This is a genomic window from Kribbella sp. NBC_01245, from assembly GCF_036226525.1.
Taxonomy (GTDB): Bacteria; Actinomycetota; Actinomycetes; order Propionibacteriales; family Kribbellaceae; genus Kribbella.
In genome coordinates, this window is the sequence record NZ_CP108487.1 from 7,131,228 (window position 1) to 7,150,107 (window position 18,880).

Annotated in this window: 19 protein-coding genes; 7 read left to right on the forward strand and 12 right to left on the reverse strand. The window is 68.2% G+C overall.

Annotated elements, in window-relative coordinates; translation table 11 throughout:
• Nucleotides 1-52 precede the first annotated feature (52 nt).
• Together OG394_RS32640 and OG394_RS32645 are read left to right on the forward strand one after the other, a co-directional pair.
• Nucleotides 53-1,255, forward strand: coding sequence for a CapA family protein (locus OG394_RS32640; RefSeq protein WP_328991014.1), 1,203 nt, complete (start codon nucleotides 53-55; stop codon nucleotides 1,253-1,255).
• 69 nt (nucleotides 1,256-1,324) lie between these two features.
• On the forward strand, nucleotides 1,325-1,861 hold the full coding sequence (locus OG394_RS32645) for an rRNA adenine N-6-methyltransferase family protein (RefSeq protein ID WP_328991015.1): 537 nt from the start codon (nucleotides 1,325-1,327) through the stop codon (nucleotides 1,859-1,861).
• 68 nt (nucleotides 1,862-1,929) lie between these two features.
• Here OG394_RS32645 and OG394_RS32650 read toward each other — a convergent pair whose 3' ends face one another.
• Genes OG394_RS32650 through OG394_RS32660 form a run of 3 tightly spaced genes read right to left on the reverse strand, consistent with a single transcriptional unit; the run spans nucleotide 1,930 to nucleotide 6,577 of the window.
• A complete protein-coding gene (locus tag OG394_RS32650; protein WP_328991016.1) occupies nucleotides 1,930-3,669 on the reverse strand; it encodes an ABC transporter ATP-binding protein in 1,740 nt (579 codons plus the stop codon).
• On the reverse strand, nucleotides 3,666-5,390 hold the full coding sequence (locus tag OG394_RS32655) for an ABC transporter ATP-binding protein (RefSeq protein ID WP_328991017.1): 1,725 nt from the start codon (nucleotides 5,388-5,390) through the stop codon (nucleotides 3,666-3,668). Before OG394_RS32655 ends, OG394_RS32650 begins: the two co-directional genes overlap by 4 nt.
• A 44-nt stretch (nucleotides 5,391-5,434) precedes the next feature.
• On the reverse strand, nucleotides 5,435-6,577 hold the full coding sequence (locus OG394_RS32660) for a DUF418 domain-containing protein (RefSeq protein WP_328991018.1): 1,143 nt from the start codon (nucleotides 6,575-6,577) through the stop codon (nucleotides 5,435-5,437).
• Between the two features lie 151 nt (nucleotides 6,578-6,728).
• On the opposite strand from OG394_RS32660, the gene OG394_RS32665 reads away from it, so the two are divergent.
• Nucleotides 6,729-7,715 (forward strand): glycerophosphodiester phosphodiesterase, encoded by a 987-nt coding sequence (locus tag OG394_RS32665; protein WP_328991019.1) that lies wholly within the window; start codon nucleotides 6,729-6,731, stop codon nucleotides 7,713-7,715.
• Between the two features lie 34 nt (nucleotides 7,716-7,749).
• On the opposite strand, the gene OG394_RS32670 is transcribed toward OG394_RS32665, so the two are convergent.
• Both OG394_RS32670 and OG394_RS32675 read right to left on the reverse strand, forming a co-directional pair.
• Nucleotides 7,750-9,018: a M48 family metallopeptidase gene (locus tag OG394_RS32670; RefSeq protein ID WP_328991020.1), complete on the reverse strand. Its 1,269-nt coding sequence runs from the start codon at nucleotides 9,016-9,018 to the stop codon at nucleotides 7,750-7,752.
• A gap of 56 nt (nucleotides 9,019-9,074) precedes the next feature.
• Entirely contained in the window at nucleotides 9,075-9,380 is a 306-nt protein-coding gene (locus tag OG394_RS32675) for a PspC domain-containing protein (RefSeq protein ID WP_328991021.1), read from the reverse strand.
• A gap of 141 nt (nucleotides 9,381-9,521) precedes the next feature.
• Here OG394_RS32675 and OG394_RS32680 point away from each other — a divergent pair, with 141 nt between their 5' ends.
• Entirely contained in the window at nucleotides 9,522-9,860 is a 339-nt protein-coding gene (locus OG394_RS32680) for an MmcQ/YjbR family DNA-binding protein (protein WP_328991022.1), read from the forward strand.
• On the opposite strand, the gene OG394_RS32685 is transcribed toward OG394_RS32680, so the two are convergent.
• Nucleotides 9,857-10,429, reverse strand: a complete 573-nt coding sequence (locus tag OG394_RS32685; RefSeq protein WP_328991023.1) for a GNAT family N-acetyltransferase — start codon at nucleotides 10,427-10,429, stop codon at nucleotides 9,857-9,859. The genes OG394_RS32680 and OG394_RS32685 overlap by 4 nt on opposite strands.
• 280 nt (nucleotides 10,430-10,709) lie before the next feature.
• Here OG394_RS32685 and groL point away from each other — a divergent pair, with 280 nt between their 5' ends.
• A complete protein-coding gene (gene groL / locus OG394_RS32690; RefSeq protein ID WP_328991024.1) occupies nucleotides 10,710-12,338 on the forward strand; it encodes a chaperonin GroEL in 1,629 nt (542 codons plus the stop codon).
• 90 nt (nucleotides 12,339-12,428) lie between these two features.
• Here groL and OG394_RS32695 read toward each other — a convergent pair whose 3' ends face one another.
• Both OG394_RS32695 and OG394_RS32700 read right to left on the reverse strand, forming a co-directional pair.
• On the reverse strand, nucleotides 12,429-13,400 hold the full coding sequence (locus tag OG394_RS32695; protein WP_328991025.1) for a glycoside hydrolase family 6 protein: 972 nt from the start codon (nucleotides 13,398-13,400) through the stop codon (nucleotides 12,429-12,431).
• A 163-nt stretch (nucleotides 13,401-13,563) separates the two neighbouring features.
• On the reverse strand, nucleotides 13,564-13,980 hold the full coding sequence (locus OG394_RS32700; RefSeq protein WP_328991026.1) for a ribonuclease domain-containing protein: 417 nt from the start codon (nucleotides 13,978-13,980) through the stop codon (nucleotides 13,564-13,566).
• Between the two features lie 255 nt (nucleotides 13,981-14,235).
• Between OG394_RS32700 and OG394_RS32705 the strand changes: the two genes are divergently transcribed.
• Nucleotides 14,236-15,174, forward strand: a complete 939-nt coding sequence (locus OG394_RS32705; RefSeq protein ID WP_328991027.1) for a GNAT family N-acetyltransferase — start codon at nucleotides 14,236-14,238, stop codon at nucleotides 15,172-15,174.
• 85 nt (nucleotides 15,175-15,259) lie between these two features.
• Nucleotides 15,260-15,760 (forward strand): peptidoglycan-binding domain-containing protein, encoded by a 501-nt coding sequence (locus tag OG394_RS32710; protein ID WP_328991028.1) that lies wholly within the window; start codon nucleotides 15,260-15,262, stop codon nucleotides 15,758-15,760.
• Here the strand turns inward: OG394_RS32710 and OG394_RS32715 are convergent.
• The 4 genes from OG394_RS32715 to OG394_RS32730 are packed head-to-tail and all read right to left on the reverse strand — an operon-like array spanning nucleotide 15,717 to nucleotide 18,868.
• Nucleotides 15,717-16,523 (reverse strand): gamma-glutamyl-gamma-aminobutyrate hydrolase family protein, encoded by an 807-nt coding sequence (locus OG394_RS32715; protein WP_328991029.1) that lies wholly within the window; start codon nucleotides 16,521-16,523, stop codon nucleotides 15,717-15,719. The two genes, OG394_RS32710 and OG394_RS32715, sit on opposite strands and share 44 nt — an antisense overlap.
• A 7-nt stretch (nucleotides 16,524-16,530) precedes the next feature.
• Nucleotides 16,531-16,929: an MAPEG family protein gene (locus OG394_RS32720; protein WP_328991030.1), complete on the reverse strand. Its 399-nt coding sequence runs from the start codon at nucleotides 16,927-16,929 to the stop codon at nucleotides 16,531-16,533.
• A complete protein-coding gene (locus tag OG394_RS32725) occupies nucleotides 16,926-17,906 on the reverse strand; it encodes a hypothetical protein (protein WP_328991031.1) in 981 nt (326 codons plus the stop codon). The genes OG394_RS32720 and OG394_RS32725 overlap by 4 nt, the downstream gene beginning before the upstream one ends.
• Nucleotides 17,903-18,868: a glutamate-cysteine ligase family protein gene (locus tag OG394_RS32730; protein ID WP_328991032.1), complete on the reverse strand. Its 966-nt coding sequence runs from the start codon at nucleotides 18,866-18,868 to the stop codon at nucleotides 17,903-17,905. Before OG394_RS32730 ends, OG394_RS32725 begins: the two co-directional genes overlap by 4 nt.
• Between the last annotated feature and the right edge of the window lie 12 nt (nucleotides 18,869-18,880).

Consider the following 18,880-nt stretch of genomic DNA (forward strand, 5'->3'; position numbering starts at 1 on the left):
TCTCCCCATCAGGGGCCGTCCGGGCTCGCCGGATGCCATTGCGAGGAGCGCCGTGAGAAGCCCAAGTCGTCGAACCACCGTGGCCGGGCTACTGGTACCGGCCGTGGTGGCGTTGGCGCTCGGCCTCTCAGCCTGCCAGGACGTCGGCCCCGGCGGCAGCCCATCGGCCAACCCGTCATCGCCCGGCCAGCCGACACCCGGCCCGTCATCGCCCGGCCCCCCAACGGGTGGGTCTGACCGGATCACGTTGGTGGCCACGGGCGATGTGTTGTTGCACGAGCGGCTTTGGACGACGGCGCGCATCGACGGTAAGGGCGTATTCGACTTCGCACCAGTGATGGCGCCGATCAAGCCACTCGTGGAATCGGCCGATCTCGCGATCTGTCACTTGGAGACGCCGCTGGCCAAACCCGGCGGACCGTACGCGGGCTACCCCCTCTTCGACGGCCCGCCCCAAATCGCCACCGCGTTGAAGTCCACCGGTTACGACGCCTGTACGACGGCCAGCAACCACAGCTTCGACCGAGGCGCGAGTGGTGTAGACAGGACGCTCGCCACCCTCGAAAGGGCAGGCCTCCGCCATGCCGGCACCGCGCGTACGCCGCAGGAGGCCGCCACTCCGGCCATCCTCGACGTACGGGGTGTGAAGGTGGCGCTGCTCAGCTACACCTACGGGTTCAACGGGATCCCTTATCCACAGGGGCAAACGTGGCGTGCCGGGGTGATCGACGTGGCGGTGATCAAGGCGATGGCGAAGAGGGCGCGCGAGGCGGGCGCGCAGATCGTCGTCGTGTCGTGCCATTGGGGGACGGAGTACGACCAGAAGCCGAACGCGCAGCAACGGTCGGTCGCTCCGGAATTGCTTGCCGATAGCAACATCGACCTGCTGCTCGGGCATCACGCGCACGTCGTACAGCCGATGCAACGGATCAACGGCAAATGGGTGACGTTCGGCCTTGGCAATCTGATGGCCGCGCATCGGCAGCCCTTGTCGACGAAGTCCGAGGGATTGCTGGCGCGATTCACCTTTGTTCGTGGTGGGGATGGGCGGTGGGAGGTGGATAAGGCGGAGTACGCGAGTTTGCTCACTACCGATGCCGTGCCGATGCGTATCCTCGACGTACGGCGTCAGTTGGCCAAACCGGATCAGAGCGCGGCGACCCGGATCAGGCTCGAAGGGGCCCGCAAACGTACCGAATCCGTCGTCAACTCACTTGGCGCCGGCCGCGATGGTGCCACGCCGATCACCCCGTAAATGCTTTGTGTGGTTGGGCGACGTCGTTCTAGGGTTCTGACATGAGTTGCTTGTTTGTGATGGTGCGTCGTGTCCGGGGCAGGGCGCGGCGCGTGGGGATGGCATCCCCTCGATAGTCGTTGGGCACAACGCGTTGTCGCCGCCGCCGGGGTGCGCCCGGGCGAGCTGGTGCTCGATATCGGTGCCGGCCGGGGTGCGTTGACCGCACCCCTCGTTGAGGCCGGTGCGCGCGTGCTCGCCGTCGAACTTCATCCGGGCCGGGCCGATGACCTGCGCCGCCGATTCGCCGCTGACCCGGTCACCGTGATCCGAACGGACGCGGCCGATCTTCGCTTGCCTGGCAGGCCTTTCCGCGTTATCGCGAGTCCGCCGTACGGGATCTCGACCGCCTTGCTGAAGCGCCTGCTCGCCCCTGGTTCGCGCCTGCTCTCGGCCGATCTCGTCCTGCAACGAGCCGTCGCGAACCGCTGGATCGAGGGCAACGCCCCCGGCAGCGGCCGCTGGTCCCGCCACTACGACCTCGCCCTAGGCCTCCGCCTACCCCGCAAAGCCTTCACCCCACCACCCCGCGTCGACTCCACCGTCCTAACCATCCGCCGCCGCTAACTGAAGGCTGCAGCCCAGCCGAAGCCGGGCTGCAGGCCGGCCGACGCTGGGCTGCAGCCCCCTTGGCGTTAGCCGTGCCAGGAGTGCCAGAGGGCGGCGTAGGAGCCGTTGCGGGCTACTAGTTCGTCGTGGCTGCCTAGTTCGGTTATGCGGCCGTCTTCGACTACGGCGACTCGGTCCGCGTCGTGGGCGGTGTAGAGGCGGTGGGCGATGGCGATCACCGTGCGGCCTTCCAGGACGGCGGCGAGGGATCGCTCGAGGTGGCGGGCCGCGCGTGGGTCGATCAGCGACGTCGCCTCGTCGAGCACGAGCGTGTGCGGATCGGCCAGCACGAGCCGGGCCAACGCGAGCTGCTGCGCCTGCCCAGGCGTGAGCGCGACCTGGCCGGAACCGACCCGAGTATCGAGCCCGTCCGGCAAAGCCTCGGCCCACTCCCGCGCATCGACCGCCGCGAGCGCCTTCCACAACGTCGCGTCGTCGCCACCAGTAGGCAGCGCCATCTCCAAATTGTCGCGCAACGTGCCGACGAAGACGTGGTGCTCCTGCGTCACCAGCGCGACCTGCCGACGGAGATCGGGTAGTTCGAGCTCGGTCATCCCGACGCCGCCAACCGTCACCGAGCCGGTCCGAGGCGGGTGGATGCCCGCGACCAGGCGGCCGAGGGTGGACTTGCCCGCGCCCGACGGCCCGACCATCGCGATCCGCTCGCCGGGCTGGATCACCAGGTCGACACCGTGCAGTACGTCGCGCCCGTCGACGTACGAGAACCGGACGTCGCGGGCCTCCACCAGTTCGCCCGAGGGCTTCCGGCCAGTCGGTTCGCGGTCGTCGGGCAGATCAGTGATGCCGAGTAGGCGCGCCAGCGAGGCGGCGCCGACCTGGAGCTCGTCCATCCACGAGATCAAGCGGTCGACCGGATCGATCAGCTGGTTCGCGTACAGGGCGCCGGCGGTGACCGCGCCGAGCGTGATGTGCCCGTTGATGTGCAACCAGCCGCCGAACAGCAGCGTGCCGACGATCGGGACCAGGTAGGCCACCTCCACCACGGGGAAGAAGATCGTGCGCAGACCCAGCGTGTACCGCTCGGCGTTGTACGAGCCGCGGATATCGGCATCGGTACGCCGTACACGCTCGTCGTACCGCTGGAGCGCCTCGACCGTGCGCGCGCCTTCGACCGTCTCGGCGAGCGAGCTGGTCATCTGGGCATACGCCGCGTTCTCCCGCAGGTAACCGTCCTTCGCTCGCCGGAGGTACCAACGGGTGCTGAGCCAAAGGGCCGGGACCATCGCCAGCAGCGGCAGCAGGATCCACACGCCGACCAGGATCGTCGCGGCCACGGTGAAGACGGTCGTGACGAGCGCGACGATGGTCTCCGGTACGGCGAATCGCACCGTGCGGGACAACGCGTCGACATCTCGCGAGGTGCGGGACAGCAGGTCACCCGTGCCCGCTCGCTCGACCGTTCCGATCGGCAGCGCGAGCGCGTTGTCGACGAACTCCTCGCGCAACTCCGCCAGCACCTTCTCGCCGAGCGCGAACGAGCGGAATCGCGCCCACCGGGTGAGCAGCGACTGGACGACAACGAAGACGGCGATGATCAGCACGATCTCGTTGACCCGGGATGTGGTGGTGCCGCGCTGGACGTCCTCGACGAGGTCACCGATCAACCGCGGCGCGGCAAGGCCCGAGACCGCGGCCAGCCCGTGCAACCCGAGCGTCAGACCGAGCTCGCGCGGGTGTCGCGCGGCGAGGCGGCGCGCATGCCGCCGTACTTCGGCCGTGTTCGCCACCGGCAGCGTCTGCTTCATGCGTGCACCTCCTCTATCTCGTCCTCGGTCTGTCTGGTCACGGTCGCCCGGTAACGCGGCTCGGTGTCGAGCAGCTCACGGTGCTTGCCTACGGCAACAACCCGGCCGGCGGCCACGAACACCACCTCGTCAACCCGGTCCAGCAGCAGCGGGCTCGACGTGATGACCACGGTGCTGCGGCCGGCCCGATGCGCCCGCAACCGGTCGGCGATCCGCGCCTCGGTATGCGCGTCGACCGCGGACGTCGGCTCCACCAGGATCAGCACGGCCGGATCCGCCAGCAGCGCGCGGACCAGCATCAGCCGTTGCCGCTGGCCACCGGAGAACGAACGGCCCTTCTCCTCGACCTCCGACTCCAGCCCGTCGGTCAATGCGACCAGTACGTCGTCGGCGGAGGCCGTCGCGATCGCAGCCATCACGTCGGCGTCGGACGCACGCGCGGCCGGGTCCAACTCGTCGCGGAGGCGGCCGGTGAACAACTGCGCACCCGTATCCGCCACCAGGATGTGACGCCGTACGTCGGCCCGCGTGGCGGCCGCGAGCGGCACCCCGCCGAACGTGACCAGCCCTTCGTCGTACCGCCCGAGCCGGTCCGCGAGCAGCGCGCCCTGGTCCGGTTCGGCGGTCACGATCGCGGTGAGGCGGCCGTGGCGAGCGTGGATCCCGGAGGCGGGGTCGACGAGATCGCCCTGGTCCGGCAACGCGATCGGCTCGGCCGGATCGGCGATCTCCGGGGTGAGCGAGAGCACCCGGTTGATCCGCCCGGCCGCGACCAGGCCGCGCATCAGCTTGTCGGCGGCTTCCGTTGCCGTGCGCAACGGCATGACCAGGAAGGTGGCGTAGCCGTAGAAGGCGACCAGATCACCCGGGCTGACCTCGCCACGGAGGGCGAAATGCGCCGCGAGGCCGACCACCAGCACGATGAAGATGCCGGGCAGCAGGACCTGGGTCGCGTCCAGCGTGGACTGGATCCGGGCAACCTGCACACCGGCGGCTCGCACCTGCTGGGACTCGGTCCGGTAGCGGCGGGAGAACGACTCCTCACCGCCGACACCACGCAGCACCCGCAGACCGGCCACGATGTCGGAGCCGAGGGAGTTCAGCTCGCCGACGGCGTCGCGATGCGCGAACTGGCGGCGCTGCAACGGCCGCAGCATCGGGCCGAGGCAGAACAGCAGCACCGGCACGCCGATCAGCACGATCAGGCCGAGCGTGGTCGACGAGGTGAGCAGGATGACCGCGACCACGACGAAGGCTACGATCGCGCCCGCGAACCGGGCCACCACCTCGAGCACGTTGCCGATATGCGCCAGGTCGCTCGCGCCGACGCTGACCACCTCACCGGTGGCCAGGTGCTTCGGCAGAGTCGCGCCGAGATCGGCTGAACGTCGTACGACGACCTGGACCGTGCGGTAGGCGGCGGTCAGCCAGTTCACCACCGCGAACCGGTGCCGCATGATGCCGGCGCCGGCCGCGATCGCGCCGATACCGAGCAGTACTGCCGTCCAGAACACCAGCCGGCCGCGGTCACCGGCCGCCACTCCCTCGTCGATGGCGCGACCGAGGACCGCCGGCAGGAACGCCTGCGCGGTCATCCAGAGGATGCCGAAGGTCACCCCGCCCGCGAGCGTGGCCTTCTGACCGCGGGCCACCCACCACAAATAGCGGGCCGGCGAGCGGTGATCTGGTGTGCCGGGATCGGCAAGAGGAAGCTGTCGCATAGCCGTTTCAGGCTATGTGCGGCCACCGACAAGCGCACCAGGTTTTAGCGCCGGTAGGTCAGCCGCCGAAGCAGCACCTCGAACGGGCCGCGCCAGCCCATCCGGCGCATCCCCTCCGCGATGACGACGGTGAACGCCCAGGTGCCGATCGCGAGCAAGGCCGTCTGCCAGAGCCGCAGCGAGGACGCGAGATCGAGCAGATACGGGGAGAACGCGACATACCAGACCACCGACTGGGTGAGATAGCACGTCATCGAGCGCTGCCCGGTCGCCTGCAAAGCCGTGACGACCGGACCGTACGGCGCGCGCAGGCGCTGGACCAGGATGGCGATCAGCAAGGCGTACGCCGGACCGCCGGCCAGACCGGTCATCGCGTGCACGAAACCCGCCACCATCACCGGGAACGCCTCGGGCCGGTCGGCGAAACCGGCGATGTACAGGGCCAACGGCAGACCACCGGCGACGGACAAGCCGATGCCCAGGGCAACGAACTTGCTCAGTCCCGCGGGCGGATTCTCGAGCAGGCGCCGGCGGCCGGCCCAGATGCCGAGGAGGAAGGCCGCCGCCGCGGTGACCGCGAACAGGGGTGCGGTGAAGAGGACCATCCAGGACCGCTCCAGCATGCCCGCGAACAGACTCTCCGGGCCGTGATCGAGGATCATCGGCATCGAGAGCAGGCCGTAGAGCGTAGCGCCCAGGATGGTCCAGACGCCGACCCCGATCAGCAGTCGGCGATCACTCCACCGGACCGCGCCGGCGAGCACGACGGCGAGCAATCCGTAGGCCGCGAGGATGTCGCCGACGAAGAGCAGGATCGCGTGCAGTACGCCGAAGACGACCAGCCATCGGCCGCGGCGGCGCAACAGCTTCCGGGTCTGCGTCCAGTCGTTGCCCGCGGCATCTTCGCGTCGGGTCAGCTGCACCAGGCCGTACCCGAAGAGCGCCGCGAACATCGTGTACGACCGGCCGTCGACCAGCACCGTGTTCAGCAGAGCGACGACCTTGTCGACCAGGCTGGTGACGATCGGCATGGCCCGGATCTGCTTCTCGCCGGGTGTCTCCAGGAAGCTGTGGCTGTTCGCGAGCGCGATGAACAGCAGCAGGAGGCCGCGGGCCAGGTCCGGTCCGAGCGCGCGGGCGCTGACCGCGGTCGGCCGACGGCTCTGAGACGTGCCGGTAGTCGTCATGGCCGGAACGCTACGGCCGGAAGGTGGCGCTCGCGTCAGACTTTAGGATCGACTCCGCTAGCCGATCGGCGCTTTGATCGGTCGGGACCACTTCATCTGCTGTTGGGTGGCGGGTTGCCGCACCGCCATCTGGTCCGCCTTCCCTGGATCCATGCTGGTCATCGCGCATCGGGGAGCGAGCGGGTATCGCCCGGAACACACGCCGGCGGCGTACCGCCTGGCTGCGGCGCAGGGTGCCGACTACCTGGAGCCGGATCTGGTCGCCACGCTGGACGGCGTACTGGTCGCCCGGCACGAGAACGAGATCTCCGGCACGACCGATGTCGCGGACCACCCGGTCTTCGCCGATCGCCGGGTGACGAAGATCGTCGGCGGCGAGGCCGTCACGGGCTGGTTCGTCGAGGACTTCACGCTTGCCGAGCTCCGCACGTTGCGCGCTCGCGAGCGAATGCCCGCACTGCGCGCCACCAATACGGCGTACGACGGGCTGGAGGCGATCCCCACCTTCGACGAAGTGGTCGCGATCGCCCGCCAGGAGTCGGCGCGACTCGGCCGGCCGATCGGGATCTACCCCGAGATCAAGCATCCCTCGCATTTCCGGCGGCTGGGGCTGCCGCTCGAGGAGCTCCTCGCCGAACGGCTGGTCGCGCTTGGGCTGGACTCCGCGGGTGGCGAGGTGATGGTGCAGTCGTTCGAGCCGTCCAGCTTGCGCCGGTTGTCGGTGATGACTGGGGTTCCGCTGGTGCAGCTGATCGACGCCGTTGGTTCGCCGTACGACTTCGCGGGTCGGGGCGATCCTCGGTCGTACGCCGACTTGCTGACGCCGGCAGGCCTTCGGGAGATCTCTACGTACGCACAGGTGCTCGCGCCGTACAAGGATCTGGTCATCCCGCGTACTGCCTCAGGGCGGTTGGGAGAACCTACTGGGCTGGTAGACGCGGCACACCGGGCTGGGCTCGCCGTACATCTGTGGACGTTCCGTGCCGAACGGCGTTTCCTGCCGTCGGATATGGACCTCACTGGCGAGTTGGACCGGTTCCTGGCGACTGGCGTGGACGGTGTGTTCGCCGACCACCCGGACGTCGCTGCGGCCGCAGTAACTCGCACTGTCCGGCGGAAGTCGCGCATCTCGGTCTAGCGGCCTCGGAGGGTTCTAGCGGGCTTTACCGGGTCTATCGAGCGAAGCTGCGGCGGAGTTCGGTGAGGGCTGGGGCGCCTGCGACGGCCAGTTCCCGGTCGATGGTCGCGGAATCGGACAGACCGAGTACGACCTTCGCTGTCGTGGTCGGGCGCGCACGGATGAGTTTGACCCGCAGGTACGTCGGAGGGTGGCTCGCGTCGGTACGGGTCTCGCGGATGCGGGTGGCCCGGATGCGCCGGTCGATCTCCCGAGCCGGGATATCGCTCACTGCCCGGCGTACGGCCTCAAGCGGCTCGACGTCACTCCCGAACCGCAGAGCCTTCTCCAGCCCGCGATAGGCCGTATCGGCGATGACGAGCCGCTCCAGCGCGAATGCGGCCGCCTCGGAACCCGCGACCTCCGCAGCCAACCGGTCCGCCAGGTACTCCGCTCGCTGGTCTCCGCGCAGCGAGGCGCGGGTAAGCAGCCAGCGGTAGGCGCGAACGGGCGGACCGACCAGTGCGTTCACGAACCGGGTTATCAGCGTGCCGCTGGTGTCCTCGACGTAGGCCGCGTAGTCGTCCTTCAGCTCGTCGTACGGCTGAGGGCTGAAGCTGCTCTCCAACTCGTCGAGGATGTTCTCCGCGTTCCCAACGACCAGGCTGTGCCGCATGTCGCCGTTCCTGCCGTGGCCGAACTCGTGCGCCAGTAGGGCTACCCGCTGTTGTGGACTCATTGCGGCCCACAGCGGCAGACCAATGCCGACGACTGGCCGCATGCGCCAGCCGATCGCGGTGATCCACAACTCCGGCTCAGCGGTCAGCACCACAGATACGACGGGCCGGGCCTTGGTGGCAGTACTGATCTCGTCCAGGAGGCTGTAGAGCCTCGGCGCCTCGTCGGGACTCACCTGGTGGTGATCCGGGTTGAGGCAGCTGGGCCGCGGCCGGAGCGCCCAGGCGATAACGAACGCTATGGCTGCTATAGGTATGGAGAGCCACTGTGGGCGGTAGACGACGAGAATCGCGATTCCCGCGGCTAGAGCTACCAGTGGGAGCAGTAGAACCAGGAACGACAAGAGGTACGCCGCGACGCGTGCGGCGTCCCAACCGGGCTTGTGGACAGTGCCGTGTTCTAGTTCGCGGTAGAGCGTGTCCGCGAGGCGGTGTTCCAGCTTTTGCCGCCAGGCCGGGTAGGCGTCGTCGACCGGCAGGGGGTCGACGTTCCACTCGCAGGCGTCACACCAGGTGACGAAACGAGGATCGACCCGGAGCTGCTTGTTGCACTGCGGGCAGTGGGTCACTGCCTCGTTTGTCTCCACGGCAGCAGTGTGACGGGGCCGAGCGTTCGGCTGTCAACTGCTGCCGTGAGACGACGTCAGGCAGCGGGCTTGGTGGGCTCGTCGTAAATCCGGCTGGCGATATCGCCCTCCGGGGTCGAGGTGGGCTGGTGGACCGGCTCGCTGCCGGCTTCCGGCATGACCACCCAGGCGACGATGTAGCCGATGATGGCCGCGCCACCGGTGATGAAGGTGAGGCCGACCCAGCCCAGGCGGACCAGGGTGGTGTCGACATTCAGGTACTCGGCGATGCCACCGGACACTCCGGAGAGCATCCGCTCGGAGCGGGAACGGCGGAGGACCTTGTTGGAAAGGTTCGAGAACGGTGCGGTCGAGTTCGTCATGTATCCAGAGTGCGTCCCGTCGGCCCCGCGCCACATCGGGATCGGTACCGAGCCGACCCTGGTCGGACCCCTGACCGCTCTCCGTGAATTGTCGGTGCCACCCCCTAGCCTCGATGGCACCCTAAGAGTGAGGTGGTGCGGATGGACGAGGCGACCGTGCGCAAGGTGCTGCTCGGGCTGCCGGAGGTCACCGAGCACCCAGGCTGGGCTCTCCAGCCGGTGTTCAAGGTCCGGGGCAAGAGCTTCGTGTACTTCTCGGAGGACGGGACGCGCGCTTCGATCAAGGCCTTCCGCGAGGAGCAGGAGGCGCTGGTCGCGGAGAATCCAGAGGTCTACGAGCCGTCCTGGGCGTCGGGCCGGTTCGCCTGGCTGAGCGCCGACTTCGCTGCCGCGGATGAGCAGGAGCTGACGGAGCTCCTGACCGAGGCCTGGCGCCTGACCGCCCCGAAAACCCTGGTCAAACGCCTGGACGCCACCTAGAGCTCCCGGCTGACGAGGACCCAGTTGGGGGAGATGCGGCGTACCTCCTCGAAGCCCTCGTCGCGGAATACGGACAGCGGGCCGCGGTAGAGGTCCGCCGAGGCGACGCGTCCTGCCTTGTCCAGGTCCACGGCGTTGCCCTCGACGGTCGTCGCGCCGTGCTTCCGGGCCAGTTCGACCGCGCCGCGGAGCAGGTGGCTCGCCATGCCCTGGCGGCGATGCCCGACCGGTACGACGAAACACGTCACCGTCCAGACGCCATCCTCGTCATCCGGGGGCGAGGGATGACGCCAGTTCTTCGAGGCGAGGACCCGGGCGTACGACGTACGCGGGGCTATGGCGCACCAGCCGCACGGGGTCCCGTCGTCGTACGCGAGGACGCCGGGAGGCGGGTCGGCGTCGACCTGTGCCTTCAGGGCGGCCCGTTTGGCCTTCGGCGACCGCTCCCAGTCTTTGCCGCGCAGGCGGAAGTACTGGCACCAGCAGCGGGACGGGTCGCCGCGTTCGCCCATCACCGTGACCACGTCGGCCCAGCGCTCCGGGGTCGCGGGCAGCACCTGCACGCTCATATCGGCACGGTACGACGCTCCCACCGCAGGGGCACTCGGAGGTGTGTGGCGGGGAGGGGCTGGCTTGCACTCGCTTGGGTCGAGTGCTAATACTTGGTTAGCACTCGAAGGGCCCGAGTGATAACCAGCGATGGTTGTGACCGGGCCTTGGGTGTGACCGGAGACGGTCTCGATGAGGCATTGAGACGGGGCGGGACGTGACCGCACCGATCGAGGTGTCGTCCGTCGCGGGCATCGGGCCGGCTGTTAAAGAAACTCGACGCGGGAGGACTCGCGGAGAATGCCCAAGCTTATTGCTTTCAATGAGGAAGCGCGCCGCGGCCTCGAGCGGGGTATGAACACCCTCGCCGACGCCGTGAAGGTGACGCTCGGCCCGAAGGGCCGCAACGTCGTGCTGGAGAAGAAGTGGGGCGCCCCCACGATCACCAACGACGGTGTCTCGATCGCCAAGGAAATCGAGCTCGAGGACCCGTACGAGAAGATCGGGGCCGAGCTCGTCAAGGAAGTTGCCAAGAAGACCGACGACGTCGCGGGTGACGGCACCACCACCGCGACCGTGCTGGCCCAGGCGCTCGTGCGCGAGGGTCTGCGCAACGTCGCCGCCGGCGCCAACCCGATGGGCCTGAAGAAGGGCATCGAGAAGGCCGTCGAGGCCGTCAGCGAGCAGCTGCTCGCCCTGGCGAAGCCCGTCGAGACCCGTGAGCAGATCGCCGCGACCGCGTCGATCTCCGCCGCGGACACCCAGGTCGGCCAGATCATCGCCGAGGCGATGGACAAGGTCGGCAAGGAAGGTGTCATCACCGTCGAGGAGAGCAACACCTTCGGGCTCGAGCTCGAGCTCACCGAGGGTATGCGCTTCGACAAGGGCTACATCTCGCCGTACTTCGTGACCGACACCGAGCGGATGGAAGCGGTTCTCGACGACCCGTACATCCTCGTGGTGAACAGCAAGATCTCGAGCATCAAGGACCTGGTCCCGGTGCTGGAGAAGGTCATGCAGACCGGCAAGCCGCTGGCCATCATCGCCGAGGACATCGAGGGCGAGGCCCTCGCGACCCTGGTCGTGAACAAGATCAAGGGCACCTTCAAGACCGTCGCCGTCAAGGCGCCGGGCTTCGGTGACCGCCGCAAGGCCATGCTGGTCGACATCGCCATCCTCACCGGCGGCGAGGTGATCTCCGAGGAGGTCGGCCTCAAGCTCGACGGTGTCGGACTGGAGCTGCTCGGTCAGGCCCGCAAGATCGTCGTCACCAAGGACGAGACGACCATCGTCGAGGGTTCGGGCAACGCCGACCAGATCTCCGGCCGGGTGAACCAGATCCGCGCCGAGATCGAGAAGTCGGACAGCGACTACGACCGCGAGAAGCTGCAGGAGCGTCTGGCCAAGCTGGCCGGCGGTGTTGCGGTCATCAAGGTCGGTGCCGCCACCGAGGTCGAGCTCAAGGAGCGCAAGCACCGCATCGAGGACGCCGTTCGCAACGCGAAGGCCGCCGTCGAGGAGGGCATCGTCGCCGGAGGTGGCGTCGCGCTGCTGCAGGCTTCGGTGATCGCGTTCGAGAAGCTGGAGCTCGAGGGTGACGAGGCCACCGGTGCCGCCATCGTGCGGTCCGCGGTCGAGGCTCCGCTGAAGCAGATCGCCATCAACGCCGGCCTCGAGGGTGGCGTTGTGGTGGAGAAGGTTCGCAACCTCCCGACGGGTCACGGCCTCAACGCCGCGACCGGCGAGTACGTCGACCTGATCGCCACCGGCATCATCGACCCGGCCAAGGTGACGCGCTCGGCGCTGCAGAACGCGGCGTCCATCGCGGCCCTGTTCCTCACCACCGAGGCCGTTATCGCCGACAAGCCCGAGAAGGCCGGTGCCGCCGCAGGCGGTGGCGCGCCCGACATGGGTGGCATGGACTTCTGATCCCCAAGCGGATCCGGAAGTAGCTAGCTGTACGAACGAACAGAAGGGCGGTCCCGCGAGGGGCCGCCCTTCTGCTGTGTCTACGAGCGTTTACCAGCCTTCGATCAGGCGCTTGGCGATGACCGGGCTGAACTGACCGGCCTCGGTGTTCGGGGCGATCCCGCACTTGCCGTCGGAGTCACCCGGCACCTTGATCCAGATCAGCATGTCCGCGCCGCCACCGGCTTGCGAGTTCACACCGAGCTGCCGCCCGGCCGGGTTGCACCATTCGCCGTTCGAGCCCTTGCCGTTGCGGCTGGTGTCGATCACGAAGTTGCTGCCCGCACCGCCACCGAGAGCGGCCTTGATCGCGTTGCCCTTCGAGACCGACTGCGCGGTGGTGTAGTAGTTCGAGACGTTGAGCGCGAAGCCGCGGATGCGGTTCACCTCGACCAGCTTGAGCCGGCGGGCCATCTCGTTCGCAGCGATCCAGGAGTAGTTGCCGCCGTCCATGTACGTCCAGGTGTTCGGGTTCTTCGCCTGGAACTCGCGTACCGCGAACTTCAGCAGCTCGATCCGGGTCGCCTGGTTGGCCGCGGACATGCAGTCGAGCTGGGCCAGCGCGTCGGGCTCGATGATGACCACCGCGGGCCGGCCGCCGATGGCGTTGGAGAACGCGCTGATCCACGCCTTGTACGCCTCGGGGCTGCCCGCGCCACCACCGGAGTGGCCGCCGCAGTCCCGGCCCGGGATGTTGTACGCCACCAGGATCGGCAACTTCTCGGTGTCATCGGCGGCCTTCGCGTACGCGGCGACGGCCGGACCGATGTCGCCACTCCAGCCACCGAACCAGCGCGCGCCTGCCTTGGTCGCGATCCGGTCGCGGATCTGGTTGAGGTCAGGATGGCCGGCGTTGTTCCGGACCCAGTTGGCCGAGTTCGAGTTCGGATCGACGTAGAAGCCGTTCGACATCTCCAGCGGGTTGCCGGTCACCGCTGCCTGCGCGGGCGTGCTGACGCCCGGGATCAGCAGGGCGACGGACAGGGCCAGCAGGGCGGCGAACTTCCGGCGGGGCGGTGCCATCTGGAACCTCTTTCAGGTAGGTCGGACCACAGCGCGAGCCGGGCTTCCCATCACGAGGAGAACGGACCCGGGGTCGCCGATCGTAATCGCGAAGTCACTCAGATGGATCCAAGTGGCAGGAACCGGCAACGCCCTTCCGCAACCGCCGACGGCCGTGCTGGGATCACGCCTGCTCGTCGACTTCGCAGAACGACGCGTAGTGGTCCGCCGTGTAGTAGACGTGCGCGGGTGACGTCTTCTCGCCACCACCGACCAGCCGTCGCGCACCACGGTCGGGCGACCCCGGGGCCTTAGGAGCAGAGGAAGAGCGGGGAGGTTCCGGAATTTGCGCATGTAAGTAGGCCTCCCGATTCAGCTGATGGCTGACTTCATTGGCAATCCGGCGTGGAAACCCCGTCCGAAGGCAGGGAGGAAACGCCGGTCCTTCCTTTTCAGGATTTTGTCGGTGGGGTCGGGTAGGTTTTGTGATGCTGGCCTGCGATAACCAAGCGACCAGCACCAGTACGACAGTTTGACCTTGTAGTGACTGCGGCCGGGCGGGCCGTGGCAGCGCGGTGAGCCTTCTTGCGCAGTTGGGCACGGCTACGATCCGCGAACCTCACTCGCTATCTCCGGGTAGTGGGCTGGAATCCCCCGCCATAGGCGGGGGAGGACGTCAACCCAACTGCGAATACCTGGTGGACGATGGGGTCGCGGGCCGGATAGTGTCTTTGACGCGAGAAGGCCCGCGACTGAGAAGGAGGCGCTATGAGCACCCTGGTTGATTTCCTGGCGCGTCCGGTTCGCTTGTACCACTCGCATTGAGCGAGACCGCGCGCCTCCTGTTGGAGGATCTGTGCAAATCCGTTCCATGGTCGAGACCGATGTCGACCGCATCCTGACCTGTCTCGAGACGCAGTCGGTCAACACGACTACGCCCGAGCGTTTCACCGAGTTCCTGGCCACCCACGCGTACCGGCCGGAGTGGACCTGGCTTGCCGTCGAGGGCGACCGCATCCTGGCGTTGTCCGTCTGGTGGGGTCTCGACGGCTACACGAAGCCCTTCTCACTCGACTGCCTGTACGTCGATGAGTCCGTGGCGGAGCCGGTCGCGCTCTGGGCCAAGCTCCTCGGACGCATGATCGAGCAGTTCGATCCGGTTGATGAACAGCCCGAGTACCACCTATTCCTGCCTACGGACTGGCGGTCGAGCCCTGAGGTGCTTGCGGAGGTTGAGCCACGTCTGGCCGCCGCAGCCGCTGCAGGTCTTACCGGCCTGACCGAGCGCCTGCGCTTCGAGTGGAAGTCTGCAGAAGGCGTACCGGCCAGGTCATCCCGCTTGACCTTCCGGGCCGAGCCGGACGACGAAGCCTTCGTGGACGTCGTCCGCCGGGTAACCGAAGGCAGCCTCGACGCCTCCACTGCAAGGGCTGTCGCTCGCGTGGGTGCGGAGGAGGCCGCTCGGGAGGACGTCGAGGCCTACAAGTCGTTGCCGGGGGACAGGGGCTGGTGGCGGCTCGCTTACAACGCGGACGATGAGCTCGTCGGTTTTGCGTTGCCCTCGGCAAACAATGGCGGCCCGGTCGTCGGTTACCTCGGCATCTTGCCCGAGTATCGCGGCCACGTGTACGTCGATGATCTGCTCGCCGAGATCACGCACATCCTGGCCGAGACCGGCGCCGAGGTGATCCGCGCCGACACCGACTTCGGCAACCTCCCGATGGCCGCCGCCTTCGAACGCGCCGGCTATCACCACTTCGCCACTCGCCTGGTAGCCAGCCACCCCGCGAGCTGACCGCCGGCCACCGCATCACGGCCGACGTCGAACCGTGATGCGGTGGCAAGGCGAAGCGTGTTCCGAGGCTTTCGGGGCTGGCCGAATGCCGTGGACCGGGTTGCCGGCCGGCGCCGACACTTTCGGCAATCTGAGCCGGAAGGACACGACTGTGATCATGCGCAAGACGTTGGTAGGCGGGTTGACGGCGATGCTGTCCGCCGGAGGATTCGCGGTACTGCCGGCTCTACCGGCAGCGGCAGGAGTCACACCGCAATGCACCAAGGCGATCGACCATCTTCCCGACGGGCCGAGCGGAGGCGTCTGGGTGCCGGCGGCGTCGACCAACGCCAGGCTCTGCTTTATGCAGCAGTACAACTACAGCGATGGCGTGTGGGCCCTGCAACGAGCACTCCGCTATTGCTACGGCGAGAACATTGCCATTGACAAGGACTTCGGCCCGGCGACGAAGAGTGCGCTCTCCCGGGTACAGGGCAAGATCGGTGCCTTCCCGGATGGCAAGTACGGACCAGAGACGGCCAAGAAACTGAAGTTCAGCTCGATCAATACCGATGCCGCTTGGGCCTGCTCGATCCAGACCTTCTAGGACCTCCGATGGATCGGCCCTGCTCGACCAGCCAGCTGAACAGGGCCGGACCGGTCGGGTCGTTGAGCTCGGGATGCCACTGGACGCCTAGCGCCGGCCACGGGTGGGCGCCGGTCCACTCGATCGCTTCGCCGACACCGTCGTCGGCGATGGCGGTCACCTTCCAGTGGTCGCCCGGGTCGGCGACTGCTTGGTGGTGGATCGAGGTGACGTCGCTGCGAGGCCCGAGCAGGCGCGCGAGGAGCGACTCCGGGGTGGTGCTGATCGGATGGCCGTTTGGCCGGACGTGAGCCATCCCGAGGTCCGGGGTGAGTGTGCCGCCGAACGCCACCACCATTACCTGCAGCCCGCGGCATACCCCGAGCAGGGGAACGCGGGCTGCTGCGGCGGCCAGGACCAGCTCGAACTCGGCGTTGTCCCTGACAGGGTTGACGTCCCGGCTGGACTTCGGGTCGCCGCCGTACCGGGTCGGATCGACGTCGCCGCCGCCGGTGAGGACCAGTGCGTCGACGACATCGAGTGACGCGGCGGCGCACCGACCGGCCAGGACGATCGGTGTGCCGCCGGCCGCGAGTACGGCATCGACGTACGACGTTGGCGCGCCGCTGACTTGCAGTTCGCCCCAGAACCGTGGAACGACGTACTGGCTCCCGACCAGGCCGACGACGGGACGCGGCATCGTCGTACGGTCAGACCCGACGGGACGCGGCATCGTCGTACGGTCAGAGGTGACGTGGCGCGGGATCGTCGTGCGGGCGGGCATCGTGGGGTTAGATCGTGACGATGGCGGTGACGCCGAGGGTGATGCCGACGGCGTACGTGCCCAGTGCGCCGATGTCGCGCAGCGGGCCGTGCTCGGCGAGGGTCTTGGCTGAGAGCATCCCGATGGCGTGCGTGGTCCGGACGGCGAAGGCTGCCACGGCCAACGCGTCGACCCACCAGCCGTCGGAGAGCGTGGAGCAGACGAGCAGCAGCACGATCATCGTCGGGATGTACTCGGCGGAGTTGCCGTGGGCGCGGATGGCGATCAGCAGCCTGTCGGCCGGGTCGGTCGGCGCCTGATTGCCGCCGGACGCGCCGCGGGACGCGCGGTGTCTGGTCACGTTGGCGCCCAGGACGAAGAGCAGCACCCCCATCAGGGCGATGCATACGATGGTCACGGTGCTCATGCGGAAACTCCTTCGTAGGTTCGGGATGGTTCGATCAGGCGGCTCACCATCGCGTGGCTGAGCCGGGTGCCGAGTAGGGCGTCGGTCTTGTGCATGCCGCCCGGGCAGGTCACGTTGACCTCGATCAGCCGGCCGCCGATGACGTCCAGGCCGGCGATCGCGAGGCCGTGGCGAACCAGCAGCGGGCGGAGTGCGGCGACGATCGCCCGGTCGGCGTCGTCGATCTCGGCGGCCGCGACCGGCGGTCCGATCCGGAAGTCGTCGGCGCACGGCCGGCGAAGCACCGCACCGACGATGTCGCCGTCCAGCAGGAACAGCCGTTTGTTGCCGTGCGCAACGGCTGGAAGGTATTGCTGGGCGATCACGTGACGGCGGCCGCCGTGGGTTGCCGATTCCAGCAGCGCGATCGCGGCGTGGTCGTCGCCGACGAGCCAGACGTCGAGACCGGCGAATCCGTCGACCGGCTTGACGACCGCCGTACCGACTCTCGCGACGAACTCGCGCAGCCCAGCGATGTCAGCACCGACGTACGTCGGCGGGCACAGCTCGGGGAATCGCAGCGCGACGAGCTTCTCGTGCATCGCGCGGATCCCTTCGGGCCGGTTGACCACGCGGGTGCCCGCCGCCTCGACCAGGTCGAGCAGGTACGTCGTGTGCAGATAGCGCTGCTCGACCGGCGGGTCGATTCGCAGATGGACCAGGTCGAACCCGGCAACATCGAGAACGGCGACGTCGAGCTCGTCCCACCAGGCCTGATCAACGATCCAGCGGTGGTCGCCGCCGGCCGGGCGTCGCGGCCGCAAGCGGATCCGGCGAGCGCGAGCGCGGACTCTACCGTCGGCCACGGCGAGCTCGCCGGGTTCGCAGCACCAGACGTCGAGACCGAGGTCCTGGCTGGCGCTCATCAGGCCGATCGTGGCGTCGATACCCGCGTCCAGCCCGGCGAGCGGGTCGGTGACGAACAGGACGTTCTTCATGCGACCAGCTCCAGGTTCGGTACCAGTTCGCGTCCACGAGCGGCGATGGCTGGATCGCCCGCGGCAGCCGCGCGCCAATGGTCGGCCAGGTGGGAACGCTCGCGCTCGAGCTCCCGAAGCGCGCGGCGACGGCGAACGTCGTCGTACATCAGGTTCGCCAGCACCGCGACGACGCGTTCGACCGCGTCCGGCTCTTGCGCATCGAGGAAGCGGACCTCGAGATAGCTCGCGCGCGGCCGGACGGGCGGGAACAGCGTGCTGAGGTGCTCGGCCGGACCACCCGTGGTGAACGCCGTCGCGCCGGCCGCGAACGAGGCGTACGACGCGACCGGGTCGTCGCCGTACAGCACCCGGTCGTCGAACCCGGTCCGCGCCGGATCGACGTCGAGCCAGGTGCTGAGCCTGCCGTCCGGCCCGGCGCTCCTCGCGAACGCGGCGGCCAGGAACGGCCCGGCCAGGTTGAGGACTCGCCACTGCTCGGCGCCGGCCTGACCAGGCCACCAGTCGAGGCACACCTGCGTCGAGGTGGTACGGCGCATCATCCGGCGGCCGGCTGTGCCGATGGTGTCGAAATGACGCTGCATCGCGACGTACCTCGGAGACGTCAGTTGCAGCGGGACTTCGCGTTCCGGGCGCGGGTCGACCGGCAGCGGCTCGATCCGGATCGCGGCCGCGGCGAGGTGGCGCCGGAGCTCGTCGGTGTAGGTGCGAAGCGTGAGCGCCAAGGTGGCCGGGTCCGGTACGCAGGGCAGGCTCAGCTCGAGTTGGCCGCCCGGCTCAAATCCGACGTACGGCGCGGCGACCGTCGGCTGGGCGGCTCGGCGTACTCGCTCGATCGGGACGGTGGCTCCGGTGGTCGCGTCGGCGACGAGGAACTCCTGCTCCACGGCGACTCGAGTGGTTCGGCCGCGGCCCCCGGCGAACAGGCCCGACACGATCGGGCGAAGCTCTTTGGTGTGCATCGTTCCCCCTGA

Excerpts from the sequence above, each read along its gene's own strand:
- OG394_RS32655 (WP_328991017.1), bottom strand. The coding sequence starts at position 5,390 with ATGCGACAGCTTCCTCTTGCCGATCCCGGCACACCAGATCACCGCTCG.
- OG394_RS32730 (WP_328991032.1), bottom strand. The coding sequence starts at position 18,868 with ATGCACACCAAAGAGCTTCGCCCGATCGTGTCGGGCCTGTTCGCCGGG.
- OG394_RS32710 (WP_328991028.1), top strand. The coding sequence starts at position 15,260 with ATGCCGTGGACCGGGTTGCCGGCCGGCGCCGACACTTTCGGCAATCTG.
- OG394_RS32725 (WP_328991031.1), bottom strand. The coding sequence starts at position 17,906 with ATGAAGAACGTCCTGTTCGTCACCGACCCGCTCGCCGGGCTGGACGCG.
- OG394_RS32695 (WP_328991025.1), bottom strand. The coding sequence starts at position 13,400 with ATGGCACCGCCCCGCCGGAAGTTCGCCGCCCTGCTGGCCCTGTCCGTC.
- OG394_RS32715 (WP_328991029.1), bottom strand. The coding sequence starts at position 16,523 with ATGCCCGCCCGCACGACGATCCCGCGCCACGTCACCTCTGACCGTACG.
- OG394_RS32665 (WP_328991019.1), top strand. The coding sequence starts at position 6,729 with ATGCTGGTCATCGCGCATCGGGGAGCGAGCGGGTATCGCCCGGAACAC.
- groL (WP_328991024.1), top strand. The coding sequence starts at position 10,710 with ATGCCCAAGCTTATTGCTTTCAATGAGGAAGCGCGCCGCGGCCTCGAG.
- OG394_RS32720 (WP_328991030.1), bottom strand. The coding sequence starts at position 16,929 with ATGAGCACCGTGACCATCGTATGCATCGCCCTGATGGGGGTGCTGCTC.
- OG394_RS32660 (WP_328991018.1), bottom strand. The coding sequence starts at position 6,577 with ATGACGACTACCGGCACGTCTCAGAGCCGTCGGCCGACCGCGGTCAGC.
- OG394_RS32685 (WP_328991023.1), bottom strand. The coding sequence starts at position 10,429 with ATGAGCGTGCAGGTGCTGCCCGCGACCCCGGAGCGCTGGGCCGACGTG.
- OG394_RS32680 (WP_328991022.1), top strand. The coding sequence starts at position 9,522 with ATGGACGAGGCGACCGTGCGCAAGGTGCTGCTCGGGCTGCCGGAGGTC.
- OG394_RS32650 (WP_328991016.1), bottom strand. The coding sequence starts at position 3,669 with ATGAAGCAGACGCTGCCGGTGGCGAACACGGCCGAAGTACGGCGGCAT.
- OG394_RS32675 (WP_328991021.1), bottom strand. The coding sequence starts at position 9,380 with ATGACGAACTCGACCGCACCGTTCTCGAACCTTTCCAACAAGGTCCTC.